18 protein-coding genes are annotated in these 17,766 nt (G+C 27.2%); 13 read left to right on the plus strand and 5 right to left on the minus strand.

Annotation, left to right across the window (positions count from 1 at the left end; genetic code table 11):
* The first annotated feature begins 25 nt into the window (after positions 1 to 25).
* Complete coding sequence (gene thrS, locus BUA48_RS00995; protein WP_072829178.1) at positions 26 to 1,969, plus strand: threonine--tRNA ligase; 1,944 nt, start codon at positions 26 to 28, stop codon at positions 1,967 to 1,969.
* A 300-nt stretch (positions 1,970 to 2,269) separates the two neighbouring features.
* Positions 2,270 to 3,307, plus strand: coding sequence for a patatin-like phospholipase family protein (locus tag BUA48_RS01000; RefSeq protein WP_072829180.1), 1,038 nt, complete (start codon positions 2,270 to 2,272; stop codon positions 3,305 to 3,307).
* A gap of 120 nt (positions 3,308 to 3,427) precedes the next feature.
* Here the strand turns inward: BUA48_RS01000 and BUA48_RS01005 are convergent, their stop codons facing one another.
* Positions 3,428 to 3,922 carry a metal-dependent transcriptional regulator gene (locus BUA48_RS01005; RefSeq protein WP_072829182.1) on the minus strand — a complete coding sequence of 165 codons (495 nt, stop codon included), beginning with the start codon at positions 3,920 to 3,922 and terminating at the stop codon, positions 3,428 to 3,430.
* Positions 3,923 to 4,056: 134 nt separating this feature from the next.
* Between BUA48_RS01005 and BUA48_RS01010 the strand changes: the two genes are divergently transcribed.
* The 6 genes from BUA48_RS01010 to BUA48_RS01035 all read left to right on the plus strand — a co-directional run bounded on the left by BUA48_RS01010 (position 4,057) and on the right by BUA48_RS01035 (position 10,568).
* A complete protein-coding gene (locus BUA48_RS01010; RefSeq protein ID WP_072829184.1) occupies positions 4,057 to 4,296 on the plus strand; it encodes a FeoA family protein in 240 nt (79 codons plus the stop codon).
* A 328-nt stretch (positions 4,297 to 4,624) separates the two neighbouring features.
* A complete protein-coding gene (gene feoB, locus BUA48_RS01015) occupies positions 4,625 to 6,775 on the plus strand; it encodes a ferrous iron transport protein B (protein ID WP_072829185.1) in 2,151 nt (716 codons plus the stop codon).
* Between the two features lie 511 nt (positions 6,776 to 7,286).
* Positions 7,287 to 7,775 carry a thiol peroxidase gene (tpx, locus tag BUA48_RS01020; protein ID WP_072829187.1) on the plus strand — a complete coding sequence of 163 codons (489 nt, stop codon included), beginning with the start codon at positions 7,287 to 7,289 and terminating at the stop codon, positions 7,773 to 7,775.
* 79 nt (positions 7,776 to 7,854) lie between these two features.
* On the plus strand, positions 7,855 to 8,442 hold the full coding sequence (gene rbr, locus BUA48_RS01025) for a rubrerythrin (protein WP_072829189.1): 588 nt from the start codon (positions 7,855 to 7,857) through the stop codon (positions 8,440 to 8,442).
* A 343-nt stretch (positions 8,443 to 8,785) separates the two neighbouring features.
* On the plus strand, positions 8,786 to 9,886 hold the full coding sequence (locus BUA48_RS01030; protein WP_072829191.1) for a DEAD/DEAH box helicase: 1,101 nt from the start codon (positions 8,786 to 8,788) through the stop codon (positions 9,884 to 9,886).
* A 151-nt stretch (positions 9,887 to 10,037) separates the two neighbouring features.
* A complete protein-coding gene (locus tag BUA48_RS01035; RefSeq protein ID WP_072829193.1) occupies positions 10,038 to 10,568 on the plus strand; it encodes a phosphatase PAP2 family protein in 531 nt (176 codons plus the stop codon).
* Between the two features lie 30 nt (positions 10,569 to 10,598).
* On the opposite strand, the gene BUA48_RS01040 is transcribed toward BUA48_RS01035, so the two are convergent.
* The 3 genes from BUA48_RS01040 to BUA48_RS01045 all read right to left on the minus strand — a co-directional run bounded on the left by BUA48_RS01040 (position 10,599) and on the right by BUA48_RS01045 (position 12,237).
* Positions 10,599 to 10,838 (minus strand): hypothetical protein, encoded by a 240-nt coding sequence (locus tag BUA48_RS01040; protein ID WP_072829194.1) that lies wholly within the window; start codon positions 10,836 to 10,838, stop codon positions 10,599 to 10,601.
* A gap of 253 nt (positions 10,839 to 11,091) precedes the next feature.
* The gene (locus BUA48_RS15460) at positions 11,092 to 11,259 is read right to left on the minus strand and encodes a hypothetical protein (RefSeq protein WP_178138928.1); all 168 of its coding nucleotides are present in this window, start codon (positions 11,257 to 11,259) and stop codon (positions 11,092 to 11,094) included.
* 81 nt (positions 11,260 to 11,340) lie between these two features.
* Positions 11,341 to 12,237 (minus strand): polysaccharide deacetylase family protein, encoded by an 897-nt coding sequence (locus BUA48_RS01045; protein WP_072829195.1) that lies wholly within the window; start codon positions 12,235 to 12,237, stop codon positions 11,341 to 11,343.
* Positions 12,238 to 12,644: 407 nt separating this feature from the next.
* Here BUA48_RS01045 and BUA48_RS01050 point away from each other — a divergent pair, with 407 nt between their 5' ends.
* From BUA48_RS01050 to BUA48_RS01060, 4 genes are all read left to right on the plus strand, one after another.
* Positions 12,645 to 13,664: a tetratricopeptide repeat protein gene (locus BUA48_RS01050; RefSeq protein WP_072829197.1), complete on the plus strand. Its 1,020-nt coding sequence runs from the start codon at positions 12,645 to 12,647 to the stop codon at positions 13,662 to 13,664.
* A gap of 58 nt (positions 13,665 to 13,722) precedes the next feature.
* The gene (locus tag BUA48_RS15465; RefSeq protein ID WP_178138929.1) at positions 13,723 to 13,881 is read left to right on the plus strand and encodes a hypothetical protein; all 159 of its coding nucleotides are present in this window, start codon (positions 13,723 to 13,725) and stop codon (positions 13,879 to 13,881) included.
* Positions 13,882 to 14,050: 169 nt separating this feature from the next.
* On the plus strand, positions 14,051 to 14,662 hold the full coding sequence (locus BUA48_RS01055) for a DNA-3-methyladenine glycosylase (RefSeq protein ID WP_072829199.1): 612 nt from the start codon (positions 14,051 to 14,053) through the stop codon (positions 14,660 to 14,662).
* 18 nt (positions 14,663 to 14,680) lie between these two features.
* Positions 14,681 to 15,019: an arsenate reductase family protein gene (locus tag BUA48_RS01060; RefSeq protein ID WP_072829201.1), complete on the plus strand. Its 339-nt coding sequence runs from the start codon at positions 14,681 to 14,683 to the stop codon at positions 15,017 to 15,019.
* A gap of 283 nt (positions 15,020 to 15,302) precedes the next feature.
* On the opposite strand, the gene lepB is transcribed toward BUA48_RS01060, so the two are convergent.
* A complete protein-coding gene (gene lepB, locus BUA48_RS01065; protein ID WP_178138930.1) occupies positions 15,303 to 15,839 on the minus strand; it encodes a signal peptidase I in 537 nt (178 codons plus the stop codon).
* Positions 15,840 to 16,167: 328 nt separating this feature from the next.
* Between lepB and BUA48_RS01070 the strand changes: the two genes are divergently transcribed.
* Entirely contained in the window at positions 16,168 to 17,526 is a 1,359-nt protein-coding gene (locus BUA48_RS01070) for an MATE family efflux transporter (RefSeq protein WP_072829203.1), read from the plus strand.
* Positions 17,527 to 17,766 lie beyond the last annotated feature (240 nt).

Genomic DNA, 17,766 nt, shown 5'->3' on the forward strand with positions numbered 1-17,766 from the left:
TAAAATTGTGAAAGGAGTTTTTCAAATGATTAAAATAACATTAAAAGATGGATCAATTAAAGAATTTGAAAATGAAATTAGTGTTTTAGATATTGCAAAAAGTATTTCAGAAGGACTTGCTAGAGTTGCTACTGCTGCAATTGTAAATAATGAAGTTGTAGACCTTAGACATATAGTTAAAGAGGACTCTGAACTTAGCATATTAACTTTTGATAACGAAGAAGGAAAGAAAGCTTTTAGACATACTGCATCACATATTTTAGCACAGGCAGTAAAAAGATTATTCCCAGAAGCTAAACTTGCTATAGGACCTGCAATAGAAAATGGATTCTACTATGATTTTGATATAGAAGGCGGTTTTTCTAATAGTGATTTAGAAAAAATAGAAGCTGAAATGAAGAAAATAGTTAAGGAAGATTTAAAGATTGAAAGTTTCATATTACCTAGAGAAGAAGCTATCAAATTTATGCAAGAGAAAGATGAGCCTTATAAGATTGAGCTTATTGAAGATTTAGATAAGGATGAAGTTATTAGTTTTTATAAGCAAGGTGATTTTGTTGATCTTTGTGCTGGACCACATTTATTATCAACTAAAACTGTAAAGGCCTTTAAATTAACTAAATTAGCAGGTGCTTACTGGAGAGGAAATGAGAAAAACAAAATGTTAACTCGTATCTATGGTACAGCATTTACTAAAAAATCTGATTTAGATACATACTTAGAAGCTGTAGAAGAAGCTAAAAAGCGTGATCATAATAAGTTAGGAAGAGAACTAAAACTTTTCACAACAAGTGAATGTATAGGTCAAGGACTTCCATTATTAATGCCTAAGGGAGCTAGAGTGGTTCAAACTCTTCAAAGATTTGTAGAAGACGAAGAAGAAAATAGAGGATACCAATTAACAAAAACTCCTTTAATGGCTAAGAGTGATTTATATAGAATTTCAGGTCACTGGGATCATTATAAAGATGGTATGTTTATACTTGGAGATGAGGAGCAATCTGATGAAGTTTTCGCACTTCGTCCAATGACTTGCCCATTCCAATTCATGGTTTATAAAGCTGACAAGAAAAGTTATAGAGATTTACCAATAAGATACGGTGAAACTTCTACTTTATTTAGAAATGAATCTTCAGGAGAAATGCATGGGTTAATTCGTGTAAGACAGTTTACAATATCAGAAGGACACTTGGTATGTACTCCAGAGCAATTAGAAGAAGAATTCAAGGGTGTAGTCGATTTAATTGATTACATGATGAACACTTTAGGAATAGCTGAAGATATTTCTTATAGATTCTCTTTATGGGATGAAAATAATAAAGAAAAATACATTGATAGACCAGAAGAATGGTATGCAACTCAAGATAAGATGAGAGAGATACTAGAACACTTAGGTATTGAATATACAGAGGCTATAGGTGAAGCTGCATTCTATGGTCCTAAGTTAGACCTTCAGTTTAAAAATGTACATGGTAAAGAAGATACTATAATTACTGTACAAATAGACTTCTCATTAGCTGAGAGATTTGGAATGACTTATACTGATAAAAATGGGGAAGAAAAATATCCATATGTAATTCATAGAACTTCTATTGGATGTTATGAAAGAACTTTAGCTATGCTTATTGAAAAGTATGCAGGAGCATTCCCAACTTGGCTTGCACCAGTACAGGTTAAGCTTCTACCAATATCAGAAAAGTACCATGATTATGCTGATGAAGTTTATAAAGAACTTAGAGCACATAACATCAAAGTTGAAGCGGACTACAGAGCAGAGAAGATTGGTTATAAAATAAGAGAAGCTCGTAATGAAAGAGTACCTTACATCTTAGTTGTAGGAGAAAAGGAAGCAGAAAACAAGGAAGTTGCAGTAAGAAGCCGTAAGAATGGTGACGAAGGTTCAATTGCTTTAAATGAATTCATTGAAAGAATAGCAAAAGAAATTGCAAATAGAGAAAGAGAAGTTTAAGAAACTGTATACTATTAAAAATAAGGACTAAACTAATTTTAATTAATATATATATTGCATTAAATAAGCTTCATTCATATTTTATAGGATAAAAAAATTTAATATGTAATAAATTATGATGATGTAGATTTAATATTACAAAGTATATACTAAGAAAAAATAAAATTTATTAAATGTAATATATGGAAATCTCATTAATAAGTCTTTTAAAGATTTGTTAATGAGATTTTTTTATTTTAAAGAACTTACTTTAGAAAAATATAATACTATATTATAAACAGTAATATAGGAGTAAAGTTTATGGAGTTAATAAGAATACTTTCTATTGATGGAGGGGGAATAAGAGGAGTAATTCCAGCTACAATCCTCGTTACCTTAGAAAAACTTATACAAAAATATAGTGGAAGAAGTGACGCTAGAATAGGAGAATATTTTGATTTTATAGCAGGAACTAGCACTGGGGGAATACTTACAGCTTTATATTTATGTCCAGATAAAAAAAATCCTAAGAGGGCTAAAATGTCAGCAGAAGAAATTGCTAAATTTTATATAGAAGATGGAGAAAATATTTTTCACAAATCTATAAAACATACTGTAGCAAGTGCTTTTGGATTGTTTGGTAGTAAATATGGATGTAAGAACTTAGAGGACAAATGTAAAGAACTAGTGGGGGATATAAAATTAAGTGAAATTTTAAAACCCTGTTTAATTACTTCTTACGATATTAATAATAATTCAACGATATTTTTTAATAAAGCTGATGCTTTTGCAGATAAAGAAAAGGATTTTTACTTAAGAGATGTAATAAGAGCAACATCAGCAGCACCAGCATATTTTGAGCCTGCTTATATTAAATCAATATCAGGAACTTATTATACTATGATAGATGGAGGAGTATTTGCTAATAATCCTTCTATGTGTGCTTATGTTGAAGCAACTAAATTAAGATACAACTTAAATGCGGATAAGATGATAGTCTTATCTATAGGAACAGGGTCCTATAATAAAAATTTCAGAATTAATAAGAATAGTGGACTTATAAATTGGGCCTTTCCTTTATTCTATATGAATATGTCTGGAGTATCTGATAGTGTAGATTATCAATTAAGAACTATATATGAGTCAGTGGATAAAAATTATTATTATTTGAGAGTGGATAAGGATTTAAGAGAATATCCTAGAAGTATTTTTGAAATTGATAATACCTCTAAAAGAAATATAAGGTTACTACAAGAAGCTGGATCTAAGGCAGCCTATGAATCCCTACATGAATTGGATAATTTTGCTAAGCTGCTTGTTTACAAAGATTTTTCATTAATAAAAGAAAAAAGTTCATAAATTTTTTAAAGGCTATAGTATTAAGAATAACTACTACACTAGATTATTGTAGAGTTCTTAGTAACATAGCCTTTTAGCTTTATAATAACTATTAATTTTCAAAGAGAAACTTAAATAGAATTATTTATTATTTAGAGGTAAAAGCTTCTTATTCTTAAAATTAATAAAATCATTATATATTTTAGGATTTATATTTATAAATTCATTAAAAATCTTTATAGAATCTATGGTGTTTTTTGAAAGATGATGTTCAATTAATTCTGTTTCAACTAAGGTATTTTCATTAGGACTTATAATATTTAAAAACTCTTCTATTATGTTATGTCGATTAAGTAAAAATTCTCCTATGCGTGTGCCTTCTTCACTTAAGGATACAAGACCATATTTTTTAGAATTAATAAGTCCAAGATTAATTAATTTTTCTACCATTTTTGTAGAGGAAGAGGGCTTTACATGAAGTAGTTTTGCAAGTTCTCCAACTTTTAAATATTCATTATTCTTAGTAACTCTATATATCATTTCTAAATAATCTTCCATAGAAGAGGTAATAACTTTATTTTTAGAGTCCATTAATTCATACCCTCTAAAGGTACAAAATATTTGAGAGTTATCCATATTTTTATCCTCCAATAAAATCTTAATAATAACATTATATTAGTAACAAAGTAAATTTATTTCACATATATTAGTCTAGGGAAAGAAATTTTCCCTAGACTAATATAAATTTATATGAACTGAGGTGTTGTTTTATGTATGATAATTTGACATCATTAAGCAGTTTAAGCTTAGGAAAAGTAGGAAAAATAAAAAGCTTACAGTGTGATGGAATGCTTAGAAGAAGAATGCTAGATTTAGGGTTAATAGACGATACTGTTATTGAAGCGCTTTATAAAAGCCCATCAGGAGATCCAACTGCTTATTATGTTAGGGGAGCTGTTATAGCAATCCGTTCTGAAGAAGCAGAAAAAATTCTAGTAGAATTAAACTAATATATATTAAAGATAAAATTATTTTGAAATATAAGTTTTGCTATGGAAGAAAGTTAATAGTACTATGTGTTAAATAACTTCCTAGTTAGTATAAAAGCAAAATTCATATAAAAAGAGGGTAAGTAGAAAATTGAAAATAAAGTAAATTATCCTCTTTTTATAAATATCAATTTTCAAGGATTATTTGAGTTGTAATTAGTTAGTTCTAGTTAGATTTATGTTGTAAGTACATTAACTCTAATAAGATAGTGATTATTAAATATACTTATAACTTTAGATTTTATTTCACAATAAAGAAGGCAACTTAAATGAAAGGAGTGAATGATAAATGGGTTTAACGAAAAAATCTATGGGAAAAGACATTTTAGGAGACAATTTTAAAATAGTAAAGGAAGGTAAAGAGGATAAGGTAGTAGCTTTAGCTGGAAATCCTAATGTAGGAAAAAGTACTGTATTTAATGGACTTACAGGACTTAATCAACATACAGGAAATTGGCCAGGAAAAACTATAACTAATGCACAAGGAAATTATAAACATAAGGATAAAAACTTTGTTATTGTAGATATACCAGGCACTTACTCCTTAATGGCAAATTCAGCAGAGGAAGAAGTAGCAAGGGATTTTATATGTTTTGGCGATCCTGATATTACTGTAGTGGTGGTTGATGCTACTTGTCTTGAAAGAAACTTAAATTTAGTGCTTCAGACAATTGAAATAACAAATAAAGTAGTGGTTTGTGTAAATCTTTTAGATGAAGCTAAGAAGAAAAAAATATATATAAACTTAGATAAATTAGCCTCTGAACTTGGAGTTCCTGTTGTTGGAACAAGTGCAAGAGAAGGTAAAGGGTTAAAGGATTTAATGGATATAGTATACAATGTAACAGAAAATAAAATAAGTACTAATCCTATTAAGATAAAATATGAGGATAAAATAGAAAAGGCAATAAGTAAAGTAGAAAATTCTATCACTCCTTTATTGAAGGGTAAATTAAAAAGTAGATGGGTAGCATTAAAACTCCTAGAGGGAGATGTAAAGTTAATTGATTCAATAGATAAATATTTAGAAATTGACTTAATGAAAAATGGTGATATAGATAATAGCTTAAAAGAAGCAAAAGAGTTTTTAAAAGAAAATAATTTTAAGCAAGATGAACTTAGGGATAAACTTGTTTCCACTATTGTACGTATAGGCGAGAATATAAGTGAAAAGGTTATAAATAAGAAAAATAAAAATTACAATAATTTAGATATTAAAATAGATAAGATATTAACATCCAAAGCTTTAGGTATTCCTATAATGTTATTGCTTTTAGGTGTTGTATTTTGGATTACTATTGTAGGAGCAAATTATCCGTCACAAATGCTAGCAGAGTTATTATTTTCTTTAGAAGATAAGTTTGCCATATTTTTTAATTATATAAATGCACCAGAATGGATGTACAGTTTACTTGTAACTGGAATGTATAGAACTTTAGCTTGGGTAGTTGCAGTTATGTTGCCACCTATGGCAATTTTCTTCCCCTTATTTACAATACTTGAGGATTTGGGATACTTACCAAGAGTAGCCTTCAACATGGATAACTTCTTTAAAAAATCCTGTGCCTGCGGTAAACAAGCCCTTACAATGTGCATGGGTTTTGGGTGTAATGCTGCAGGTATAATTGGATGTAGAATTATTGATTCACCAAGAGAAAGATTGATAGCTATTATAACAAATAACTTTGTTCCATGTAACGGAAGATTTCCAACTTTAATAGCTATTATTACTATGTTTTTTGCTGGTGTAGTCATGGGACCATTTAAATCAGTTATTTCTACTTTAATGTTACTGGGAGTAATAGTATTAGGAATAATTATGACTTTGCTTGTATCTAAAATATTATCTAAAACTATTTTAAAAGGAGTTCCATCTTCTTTTACTTTAGAATTACCACCTTATCGTAAACCTAAAATAGGTTCGGTTATTGTAAGATCTATTTTTGATAGAACCTTATTTGTATTAGGAAGAGCAGTTTCAGTAGCCATTCCAGCGGGAATAGTTATTTGGATTATGGCAAATATAAAAATGGGAAATTTAAGTATATTAGATCACTGTGCTAAGTTCTTACAACCCTTTGCACATTTAATTGGATTAGACGGATATATTTTAATGGCATTTATTTTAGGTTTCCCTGCTAATGAAATAGTATTACCTATAATTATTATGAGTTACATGGCAAGTGGAAGTTTAATTGAATTCGATAATTTAGTTAAGTTAAAAACCTTATTACTAGACCACGGTTGGACATGGCTTACAGCTTTATGTACAATGGTTTTCTCACTTATGCATTGGCCATGTAGTACAACCTGCTTAACTATAAAGAAAGAAACTCAAAGTTTTAAATGGACACTTGTATCATTTTTAGTTCCTACTATATGTGGAATAGTTATATGTTTTATAATTGCTAGTGTAGCTAGACTTATAGGTTTAGCATAAGTTTTAAAAAGCTGTTGCATTAAGAATAAGATTTATAAGATATTGTGATTAGGGTAAATTTCAAATCAATATAAATCTTTATGTGACAGCTTTCTTTTTACGTTATTAATTAAAATATATTATGGTAAACAAGATTAATAAGAAATGTTTTTAATAGTAAACATATGGTTGAAATAAGAATTATGAAATTACCGTAATTAATCTCATAAATATATATCTTGCATTAAATAATCTTAATTTATATTTTATAGGATAAAAAAATTTAATATGAAATAAATTAGGATGATGTAGCTTTAAATTGCAAAATACATATTTTAAATATGCATTGAAATTTTTTGAATACATAATTTCCTAATTTGCTTAATGATAAAAAGCAAAAACTTAAATGAATTTTTAAGAGTTTTAAGAAAAAAAATAAAATGAAGAGTATAAAATAAATTCCTAAAGGAAAGATAAAAGAGAATGAATTAATGGAACTTATAACTAAAAGTTAAGTAGAGGAGGAAGAAAAATGACTGTTAAATTTAATGGCAATCCTGTTACTTTAGAAGGTAAAAATATAAAAGTAGGAGATATGGCACCAGAATTTATTCTTAAAGATAATGCTTTAAATGATGTTAAATTAAGTGATACAAAAGGTAAAAGAGTTTTTGTAAGTGTACCATCTATTGATACAGAAGTATGTGATATGGAGGTAAGAAGATTTAATAAAGAAGCTGCAAGCTTTCCTAACACTACAATATATGTAGTATCAATGGATTTACCCTTTGCACAAAGCAGATGGTGCGGAAATGCAGGAATTGAATCCGTAAAAACTTTATCTGATTACAAAGATAGAAGTTTTGGTATGAATTACGGTACTTATATTAAGGAACTGGGGTTATTAGCTAGAGCTGTTTTCGTTGTAGATGAAAGCAATAAAGTTACCTATGTTGAATATTGTGAGGAAATAACTAAAGAACCTAATTACGAAAAAGTACTAGAAGTAATTAAAGCTTAATTAATATTATTACTACATAGTTTTTTATTTATTATACTAATTTCAAGAAATAATTAAAGGATATAGAGGAGGAAAAATAATGAATTTAAAAGATAGTAAGACTAAAGAAAATTTAATGAGAGCTTTTGCAGGAGAAAGTCAAGCAAGAAATAGATATTACATAGCATCAGAAGTAGCTAAAAATGAAAAGTTATTTATAGTGCAAGAGGTGTTTAAATATACTGCAGATCAAGAAAGAGCACATGCTAAGGTATTTTATGATAAGTTAAAAGAATTTGCTGGAGAAAACATAGAAATATGTGGGGCATATCCATTAGATACATATACAACAACTTTGGAGTTATTAAAAGCTGCTCATCATAATGAAATGGAAGAACATGATGATGTATATAAAAATTTTGCTAATGTTGCTAAAGAAGAAGGTTTTCCAGATATAGCAGCTACTTTTGAAAAAATAGCTTCTATTGAAAAGGTTCATGGTAATAGGTTCCTATCTTTTGCTAATGAACTTGAAAATGGAACATTATTTAAAAAAGCTGAAGATATACAATGGATGTGTACACACTGTGGCTTTGTATATGAAGGAAAATCTGCACCAGTAGTATGTCCAGTTTGTCAATATCCTCAAAGTTATTACATAGTTTTTGGAAATTCTCTTTTTGAATAAATGATGCTTTAAAATACATTTAAAGCCACTTAAAGGCTGTTGTATAAAGAAGATTAATAACAATATACTAATTTAACTCTATTAAAGAATAGTATCTTGTAAATTATATATCTCTATACAACAGCCTATTTATATAGATTTTTATAAAACTGTACTTTAAAATATAAGAAAATAAATCTTAAATAAAGCAATGATTCCTTAGTATTTAGATAGAATACTTTTTATTAAGGCTACAATGTGATATGATTAATTGATTGTAATAAAAGTGCTTTACTAAAGAATAGATTCAATTAATTTAAGTAGAGCTGAAGAAAAAGTATTGAAAGTGAAGGGTAACTAATTTATGAATTTTAAAGAACTTGGAATAAATGAAGATATTATAAAAACTCTGAAAAAACATGGTATTACTAAACCTACAGAGATTCAAGAAAAGGTAATAGGAAAGATAAAAGGCGGCTCTGATGTTATAGCAGAAGCACAAACAGGTACAGGTAAAACTCTTGGATTTTTACTGCCTATATTTGAAAATATCTCTTTAAATAGAGAGGGGATACAAGTTTTAATACTTACTCCTACGAGAGAATTAGCAATTCAAATTACTGAAGAAGCTAAAAAATTACAAGAAGCTAAGAATGTTAATATACTAGCTGCTTATGGTGGAAAGGATATTGGATCACAATTAAATAAATTAAAAAGAAATGTTAATTTAATAATAGCGACACCAGGAAGACTTTTAGATCATATTAAAAGAAAAACTATAGATTTAAAGCAATTAAAAACTTTAGTTTTAGATGAAGCAGATCAAATGATACTTATGGGATTTAAAAAAGAAGTAGAAGAAATTATAAGGGAAACTTCAAAGAAGCGTCAGACCTTATGTTTTTCGGCTACTATGAGTTCAGATGTAAAAAAATTAGCTTATAGATATATGAATGATCCGGAAATAGTTAAAATAGAAAAAGAAAAAATAACTCTTGAAAATATAAATCAAGAAATTGTAGAGACTATAGATAGAGAAAAACAAGATGCATTATGTAAGGTGATGGATGAAGATAATCCATTTATGGCCATTATATTTTGTAGAACTAAAAGAAGAGTAGATAATTTAGAAGAAGTTCTACATAAAAGAGGATATAATTGTGAAAAACTTCATGGAGATTTACAACAATCTAAACGTGAAAGAATTATGAAGTCTTTTAGAAAAGCTGATATACAATACTTAATTGCAACTGACGTTGCAGCTAGAGGCTTAGATGTAAACGGAGTAACTCATATATATAACTATGACATTCCTGAAAATGCTGAAACATATATTCATCGTATAGGTAGAACAGGAAGAGCTGGAGAAATGGGATACACATGTTTGTTTGTAGATCCTAAGGATACAAGTACATTAAAAGAAATAGAAAAACAAATAGAATTTAAGATACCTAAAAGAGCATAAGAATATTACATTACATATTTTAATTAGAAATTTTTATTTATTGTAAAACATAATAAATGAAATATTCCTTGAAAATAAGTTAACAAATCTTTAAAATGATATGTATAACCGAATAACAAAGTATTTTTTACTATTGAGGGGAAGAACATATATGATAGATTTTTTAAAAAAAATTGATATGAAGATATTAAATTTTATAAACGCTCATTTTAAAAACAATTTTTTGGATAAAATGATGCCATTTATAACGGTTTTTGGGGATATGGGTTTTATATGGATTGTTTTAGCTGTTGTTTTAATGACAAAGCAAAAATATAGAGAAATGGGCGTAGTTATAATACTAACTTTGATGTTTACTACTATTATGGGTGAAGGGGTTATAAAGAACTTAGTTAAAAGAAAAAGGCCTTTTACTAATAATATAAAAGATAATGCATTGCTTATAAGAAAGCCTATAACCTATTCTTTCCCATCGGGGCATACAGCATCATCTTTCGCTGTAGCTGGAGTATTTATTGCATATGAAAGTAGTCTTAGTATATATATAACTATATTAGCTGTGTTAATTACTTTTTCAAGACTATATTTGAATGTTCATTATCCTTCAGATGTTTTATTTGGTGGAATTTTAGGAATGACATGTTCCTTTATTATAACGTATTTATGTTTGAGAGTAATGTAAAAAACTACGGAGAATTCCGTAGTTTTTTTATTAATAATTAATATCTGCTGCAAGAATATTTTCTTTATTTGATGAACTACAAGGAGTAACCCCATATACCATGCCACAATGAGGACATTTATCTACACAAGTAGTCATTAAAAAGGTCTTATTGCAAGAACACTGAATTTCATGAGGAGTTTTAAGTAGAAATTCTGCTTTCCCTTTCCCTCTTACTAAATCTACTATATTCTTACCGTTTTTATCTAAATTATTACAATTGCAACTCATTATTTAAACCTCCTAAAATATAAAAGTATTATAAAAATATTATATTAAATTTTATAAATTTAATATGTAACAAAGGTTACATAATTAAAATAAGGAAATCATAAAGCATAAACTTTATGACTTCCTTTAATACTTACTATGTTATATTTTGAGTAGTTTAAATTCTATGTTATAAATAAATTTCTGTAGAGGGGAAATTAAACATAGAGACTTAATGAAGTTAAATGCTAATATTTAAGAAAAGCTAGAAAAATTAATAAATTTTCTTTTGTTCTGTATAATGATCACCGGTTTTATCATCAGTATAATAAAAAGTTACACTAGCTTTTTCATTACCTGTTTTAGCTTTACCGTTAATCTCTGGAACTATTGCCTCTTTACTATGTTTTTCATAATATCTTTTCATTCCTTTTTTAGCCATTTACTTTACCACCTTTCATAGTTAGTATAGTAATAGTATTTTCATTAATTAAATTAATATAATAAGTAAATAGTGGAATAGTTAATTATAGTCTGGCAAATCTCTTAAGGATTTTATTTCATAACCATCAGCTTTCCATTCCTTAATAAGATCGTCTAATATTTCAGAGTTAGTTTTGGAAACTGCATGAAGTAATAAAATACCTCCATCCTTCATTCTTTTTTTAATTAAGGCTTTAGAAGGTTCGGGTGCAGGCTGAGCATTAACATCATAGTCCTTATAAGCATTGCTCCAGAAAATAGATTTATATCCTAATTCTTTGGTAAGTGCTAGAGAAGCTTCACTAAATTTACCCATAGGAGGTCTAAAGAATTTTTCCATAGGTTTTCCTAAGGCTTCTTCATATTTTCTTTCAAGCTCTTGAATTTCTTTATAAGCAGGTTCTCTTCCTTGGGCAGCTTTTTCAGCCATAGAAGGATGTTTATTTGTATGATTTCCAACAACATGCCCTTCATCCACCATTCTTTTTACAAGATCACTTGAAGTTTTAAGATAGTCAGAAGTTATAAAAAATGCTGCATTAACATTATTTTCTTTCAAAACATCTAAAATTTTAGGAGTTATACCATTTTCATAGCCACAGTCAAAGGTAATATAAATTTCTTTTTTAGTGTTATCACCTTCATAATATAAGTCATATTTTTCTTTATAAGGTTCAGCTTCTGGAGGAGTATTAGGTGCAAAATACCAAGAATATTCTTTTTTATCCAAAGTAGATAAATCAAATTGCTCAACTTTAGATTCCTCAGAAGAGTTTGGAGTTTCTTTCTGTTGTTCCTCAATTTTTTCAGGTGATTTTTTTTCCACCTTTGAAAAGGTAGGTATTTCTTTTGATAGATGATTATCATAATTAAGAGTATAACTAAATCCAGTTATACCTAAAGAACATAACAATAATAAAATAACTTTTTTTTTCATTATAAATGCCTCCAATACATCTTTAGTATTTAAAAATTTCATAAGTAGTCATATAAATTTTCTAACAATATATAATATTATTATCTTTTAGCCTATAATTAATTCCATAATTAAATTTTAAGATTATATAAAAATCACAGTTAGTGAAATAATGTAATTTAGTCTTATAAAAAAAGTTAATATATATTGCATTAAATAAATTACATTCATATTTTATAGGATAAAAAAACTTAATATCTAATAAGTTACTATGATGTAGATTTAATATTGCAAAGTATATATATAAGAAATAACACATAAATAGAGAGAATAAGAGAGAAGTTGTAAAATCTTGTATTTACTATTAATTTACAATGATGTATAATTTAATCTAGAATATGTGAAGTTTAGTTTATATGGAGGAGAATATGAGTATAGGGGATAATATATGCAGGATATGGTTTAAAATATTAAAAAATATTAATGAAATTCCGTGGTATTTGGAAAATAATTATAAAGATATTTTAAAAGATTTATATACAATAACTAAATTAATTATAGAAACACTATATGATAAATTTTTTTTGGAACCTTCCAATGAATTACTTACCTTAGAAGATAAAGTATACAAAATAAAAAATACAGGATATTTAAATTTAGCAGAAACGTCTATTCTAATTTCTATTATTAAATCAAAAGACAATGATATAAGTGATTTTTTTTTAGTTGATTCTAGCAATGCGGGTATATTATTAAAGTCTATATTAAAAAATTGTGAACAAAAGTACAATACGGTCTGCAAAGAAAATTTAGAATTTAAAGAATGTAGAGAATATTTCCAACAAAATCGCGTAAGTATATTAAAAAAACTTGATACCCATATACTGAGAATACTAAGTAATGAGCTGCTAAAAGATATTAATGCATATGAAAATAATTATAAAAGTGATAAGGAAGCTATTAATTATGTAATTGATTTGAAGGAAGCCTTTAAAAATTTAAGCTTAAATAGTTCAGCGGAATACGTAACAATAGGAAAGTATTATGGTTTTAAAGGAGGTAAGTTCGAATACAATTATGATAAAGCGGTAAAGTGGTATTATATAGCTACTGAATTAGAAGATAAATTTGGATATTTATACTTATCGAGATGTTTTTATTGGGGACTAGGTGTGCAAAGAAATTTAAATCTATCATTTAAATTTTGTGAGAAAGCTGCGAAATTAGGAGTAGTAGTGGCACAAAACGATTTGGGTTCTCATTATTTTTCTGGTAATGGTGTAAAGGCAGATGCAGTAAAAGGGATATATTGGTATAAGAAAGCTGCAGAAGCCGGAAGCAAAGTAGCTATTGAGAATTTATCTATAGCATATAATGAAGGTATAGGCGTAGAGGTAGATTATGAAGAATCTTTGAGGTGGTTAGAAAAATTAAATAGTCAAAAATAGAATTCTTATGCTTTGAAAGTGTAATACTAATAAAAAAGTATTATAAGGAGGCAAAAGAATGAATAAAAAAGATAGTAGCTCAATGATGAATATGTCTAAGGTTGGTAATTATACCAAAGGTGCTGTACAGCAATTTGAAGAAAATATAGTAAGTAAGCATAATTATTTAGAGGAAGTAAATGAGAATTTAAGTAAGAATCATAGTAATTTTAAATAATGAAAATAAAACCATGTAAAAGTGTAGAATAAAATCTATACTTATACATGGTTTTTATATAGAATATTAATAGGCTTAATATTATAATTTTTATTTAAAATAAAAGGTTGTTATAATATAAGTAAATCTTCAAATTTATTTAAAGAAATATTTTAAGGATAGAGTTGTTATGAAAATATTGAAAAAAGAATTTTATAGTAGGGATGCTAGAATAGTAGCTAAAGATTTACTAGGAAAATATTTAGTAAGAAATTATGATGGTAATATATTAATAGGTAAAATAGTAGAAACAGAAGCATACATAGGTAAAATAGATAAGGCGTGTCATGCTTATAATAATAAGAGAACACCTAAAGTAATGCCTCTATATGGAGAACCAGGAATAGCATATATATATTCTATTTATGGTATGTATAAATGTTTTAATGTTATAACTGGAGAATATGATAATCCACAGGGCGTACTTATAAGGGCTGTAGAACCAATTAATGGGGTAGAAATCATATCACAAAATAGATTTAATAAAGCATATGAAAAACTTAATAAGAAAGAGATTATAAATTTAACTTCCGGACCAGCGAAGTTATGTATAGCTTTTAAGTTAGAAAAGGATCTTAATAATATTGACTTATTTCATGAAAAACTTTATTTAAGTGAAGGAATAAGTGAAAAAGTAGAGATTATAGAAACGACAAGGATAGGAATAGATTATGCTGAAGAAGCAAAAGAATTTAATTGGAGATATTATATAAAAGATAATAAATATATATCTAAAAAGTAGAGGAGTAATAAACTGAATATGAATATACAAATCTTTGGAACTAAGAAGTGTTTTGATACAAAAAAGGCTGAGAGATATTTTAAAGAAAGAAAAATAAAATTTCAATTTATAGATTTAAATGAAAAATCCTTGAGTAAGGGTGAATTATCAAGTGTAAAAACTGCAGTTGGATTAGAAAATTTAATAAATAAGGAAAGTAAGGAGTATGCTAAAGCTAATATGGATAAAATTCGAACAGCATCTGTAAGAGAAGAGATTTTATTAAAGACGCCTAAGCTTTACAAAACTCCAATAGTGCGTAATGGAAAAAGTGCTACTGTTGGGTATAATCCTGAAGTATGGTGTACTTGGGAGTAATATAAAATTTAATTCTGAATATTTCTCTTAAGCAAGAGAGCTATAGCTATAAAGGATGATAAAAAATTAATTATTAATATAAAATCTTGCAATGTTAAAAATACATTGCAAGATTTTATCATATATAAATAAATTTGAATTTAGAACTTATTTATATATTAGTTATATTTACTACAAGATAGTTTATCTTATATCTTTAAGGAATATTTTGGTGAGGGGGAAAGCTATATAAAATCTGAGAAAGGTCTTGATATAGGAATACATATACTATATTTATATATTTTCAATGAAAAAGTAGCTTAGTAGTTAAAGATTTTAAAGGTATGGTTCCTATTGACCTACTGTCACAGGAGTTATTTCTATTGTCACCCATGACAAAGATACAATTATCAGGAACTATACATTCAATGAATTCAGAGGAATCCATAGGTTCCTTTATATATTTTTCATGTATTAATTCATCATTAATAAAAAGATTTCCTTCTGAAATAATAACCTTATCTCCAGGCAAACCAATAACTCTTTTTATAATACTTTTTCCTCTAGCATTGAAGGTTACTATATCTTTATACTTTGGTAGTTTAGTGTTATTTTCTTTGTAGCATATTGCTAAGTATCTTGACTTATCTTTTAAGGTATACTCCATAGAAGTACCATCAATTTTTATTATGGAGTATTGCGTTGTAAATATAATAATCCATAATATAAAAAACAGACAAAAAATCAAAGAGATATAATAGAATTTCTTTAATAATAAAAAATCTGGATTCAAAGGTAAAAGCTTTATTTTTGATAAAGAAGTTTCATCATTTTTGAACACTAAAATCACCCACAATCTAGAAAATATATCATATATAAAATATATTTAGAGTTTTTAAATTATATGTTTATAAATAGAAAATAAGTTTCTAATTGAGAATTTAAATAAATAAAAATAGATAAAAATAAATGAAACGTGTATAATTATCTTAGTAATGATTGGGAGGACATTATAACTTTAGAAGAGAAAGTATAAATAATTATTTAAATTAACTTTTATAAAACATTTATGAAGAGATGCTTAAGTGATAATTGACAAAATAATTTGAAAATTAAAATCATAAGGAATTAAGGGGATGTTAATAAATATAAGTTAAGGAGGATGTTATATGGATAAACAGGGGAGAAGAGACTTTATACTGAATGGAGATATGTATAAAGTAATAATTACATTAGCAATACCAATAATGATTAATAACTTAATTCAAACTTTATACAACTTAGCGGATGGGGTTTGGGTAAGTAAAATAGGTTCTGTACAATTTGCAGCAACCACCTTTGTATGGCCAGTAAACTTTTTATTTATATCTATAGGTGCAGGATTAGGTATAGCGGGAACTTCTATATTATCGCAACTATTAGGTAATGAGGACATAAAAAGTGCAAAGGAATATTCTAGTCAAATAATACTAATAACATTTATTTGCTCAATAATATTTTCAATTTTAGGTTTTGTTTTAACTCCTTTTATTGTTAAAATAATGGGGGCTACGGGGGAATTAGCTAAATATAGTAATATATATTTAAGAATAACTTTTTTAGATATACCATTTACTTTTTTTATATTTAATTTCAATTCAATTTTTAATGCACAAGGGAATACTGTTACACCAACAATTCTAAGTGGTATAAGTGCCATATTAAATGTAATATTAGATCCTATATTCATATTTGGACTTAATTTAGGGATAGCAGGAGCAGCAATAGCAACATTATTATCAAAGGCATTACTTGCAGTTACTGCTGTGTACATACTTAAAAAAAATTATGGAATTATTAAACCTAGGTTTAGGGGAGTTAAGTTAAATAAAGAAATGGCTAAAAAGATCTTTTCTGTTGCAATTCCATCATCTGTTGGACAATCTGGTTCAGCTTTAGGATTTATGGTTTTAAATAGTTTTATAGCATCCTATGGTAATGCTACCTTAGCAGCCTTTGGTATGGTAAATAGAATAACTTCTTTAATTATGCAACCAGCCATGGGAGTAGGAGCTGCACTAACTTCTATAATTGGACAAAACTTAGGGGCTCAGAACTTTAAAAGAGCAGAAGAGGGGTTTAAAAAATCTATAGTTTTCACAATTATATTTTCTGTAATTGGAGCATTACTATTAATTTGGCAGGATAATTTAGTAATAAATTTCTTTATGCAATCTAAGGATGATATGGAAGTTATAAATCAAGGAATAAGATATCTTTGGTTTACTTGCGCTTCACTGCCACTTATGGGTATATTCAGTGTTTTACAGGGGGTATTTCAGGGGTCAGGACATACTAAATATTCTATGTACATGGAGATAGGACGTTTATGGATGGTACGATTACCTATGATATTAATATTTAAATACTTAACTACTGTAGGTCAAAATGGAATATGGTTCTCTATGAGCTTTAGTAATTTGATAATATGCATATATGGATATTACATTTATAAAAAGGATTCATGGAAGGAAGTTGTTATTAGATAGCATAATAACAATTAAAGCTTACTTTTAAAAAGATAAGTTTTATTAAATAAACTATAATATTTGTTTTATGATTTTAAGAAGTTTATTATAAGATAAAGGACTATAGTATATTTTAAAATAGTACTTTGCAAGCTCTTAATATTTAGAAAAATGACTTGATCTCAATTTTAATTATTAAATAAACTTAAATAACTAAACTAAATTATAACTTATATAATTATAAGTTATATAATATAAAGT

Source organism: Clostridium collagenovorans DSM 3089 (assembly GCF_900130005.1).
Classification (GTDB): Bacteria; Bacillota; Clostridia; order Clostridiales; family Clostridiaceae; genus Clostridium_D; species Clostridium_D collagenovorans.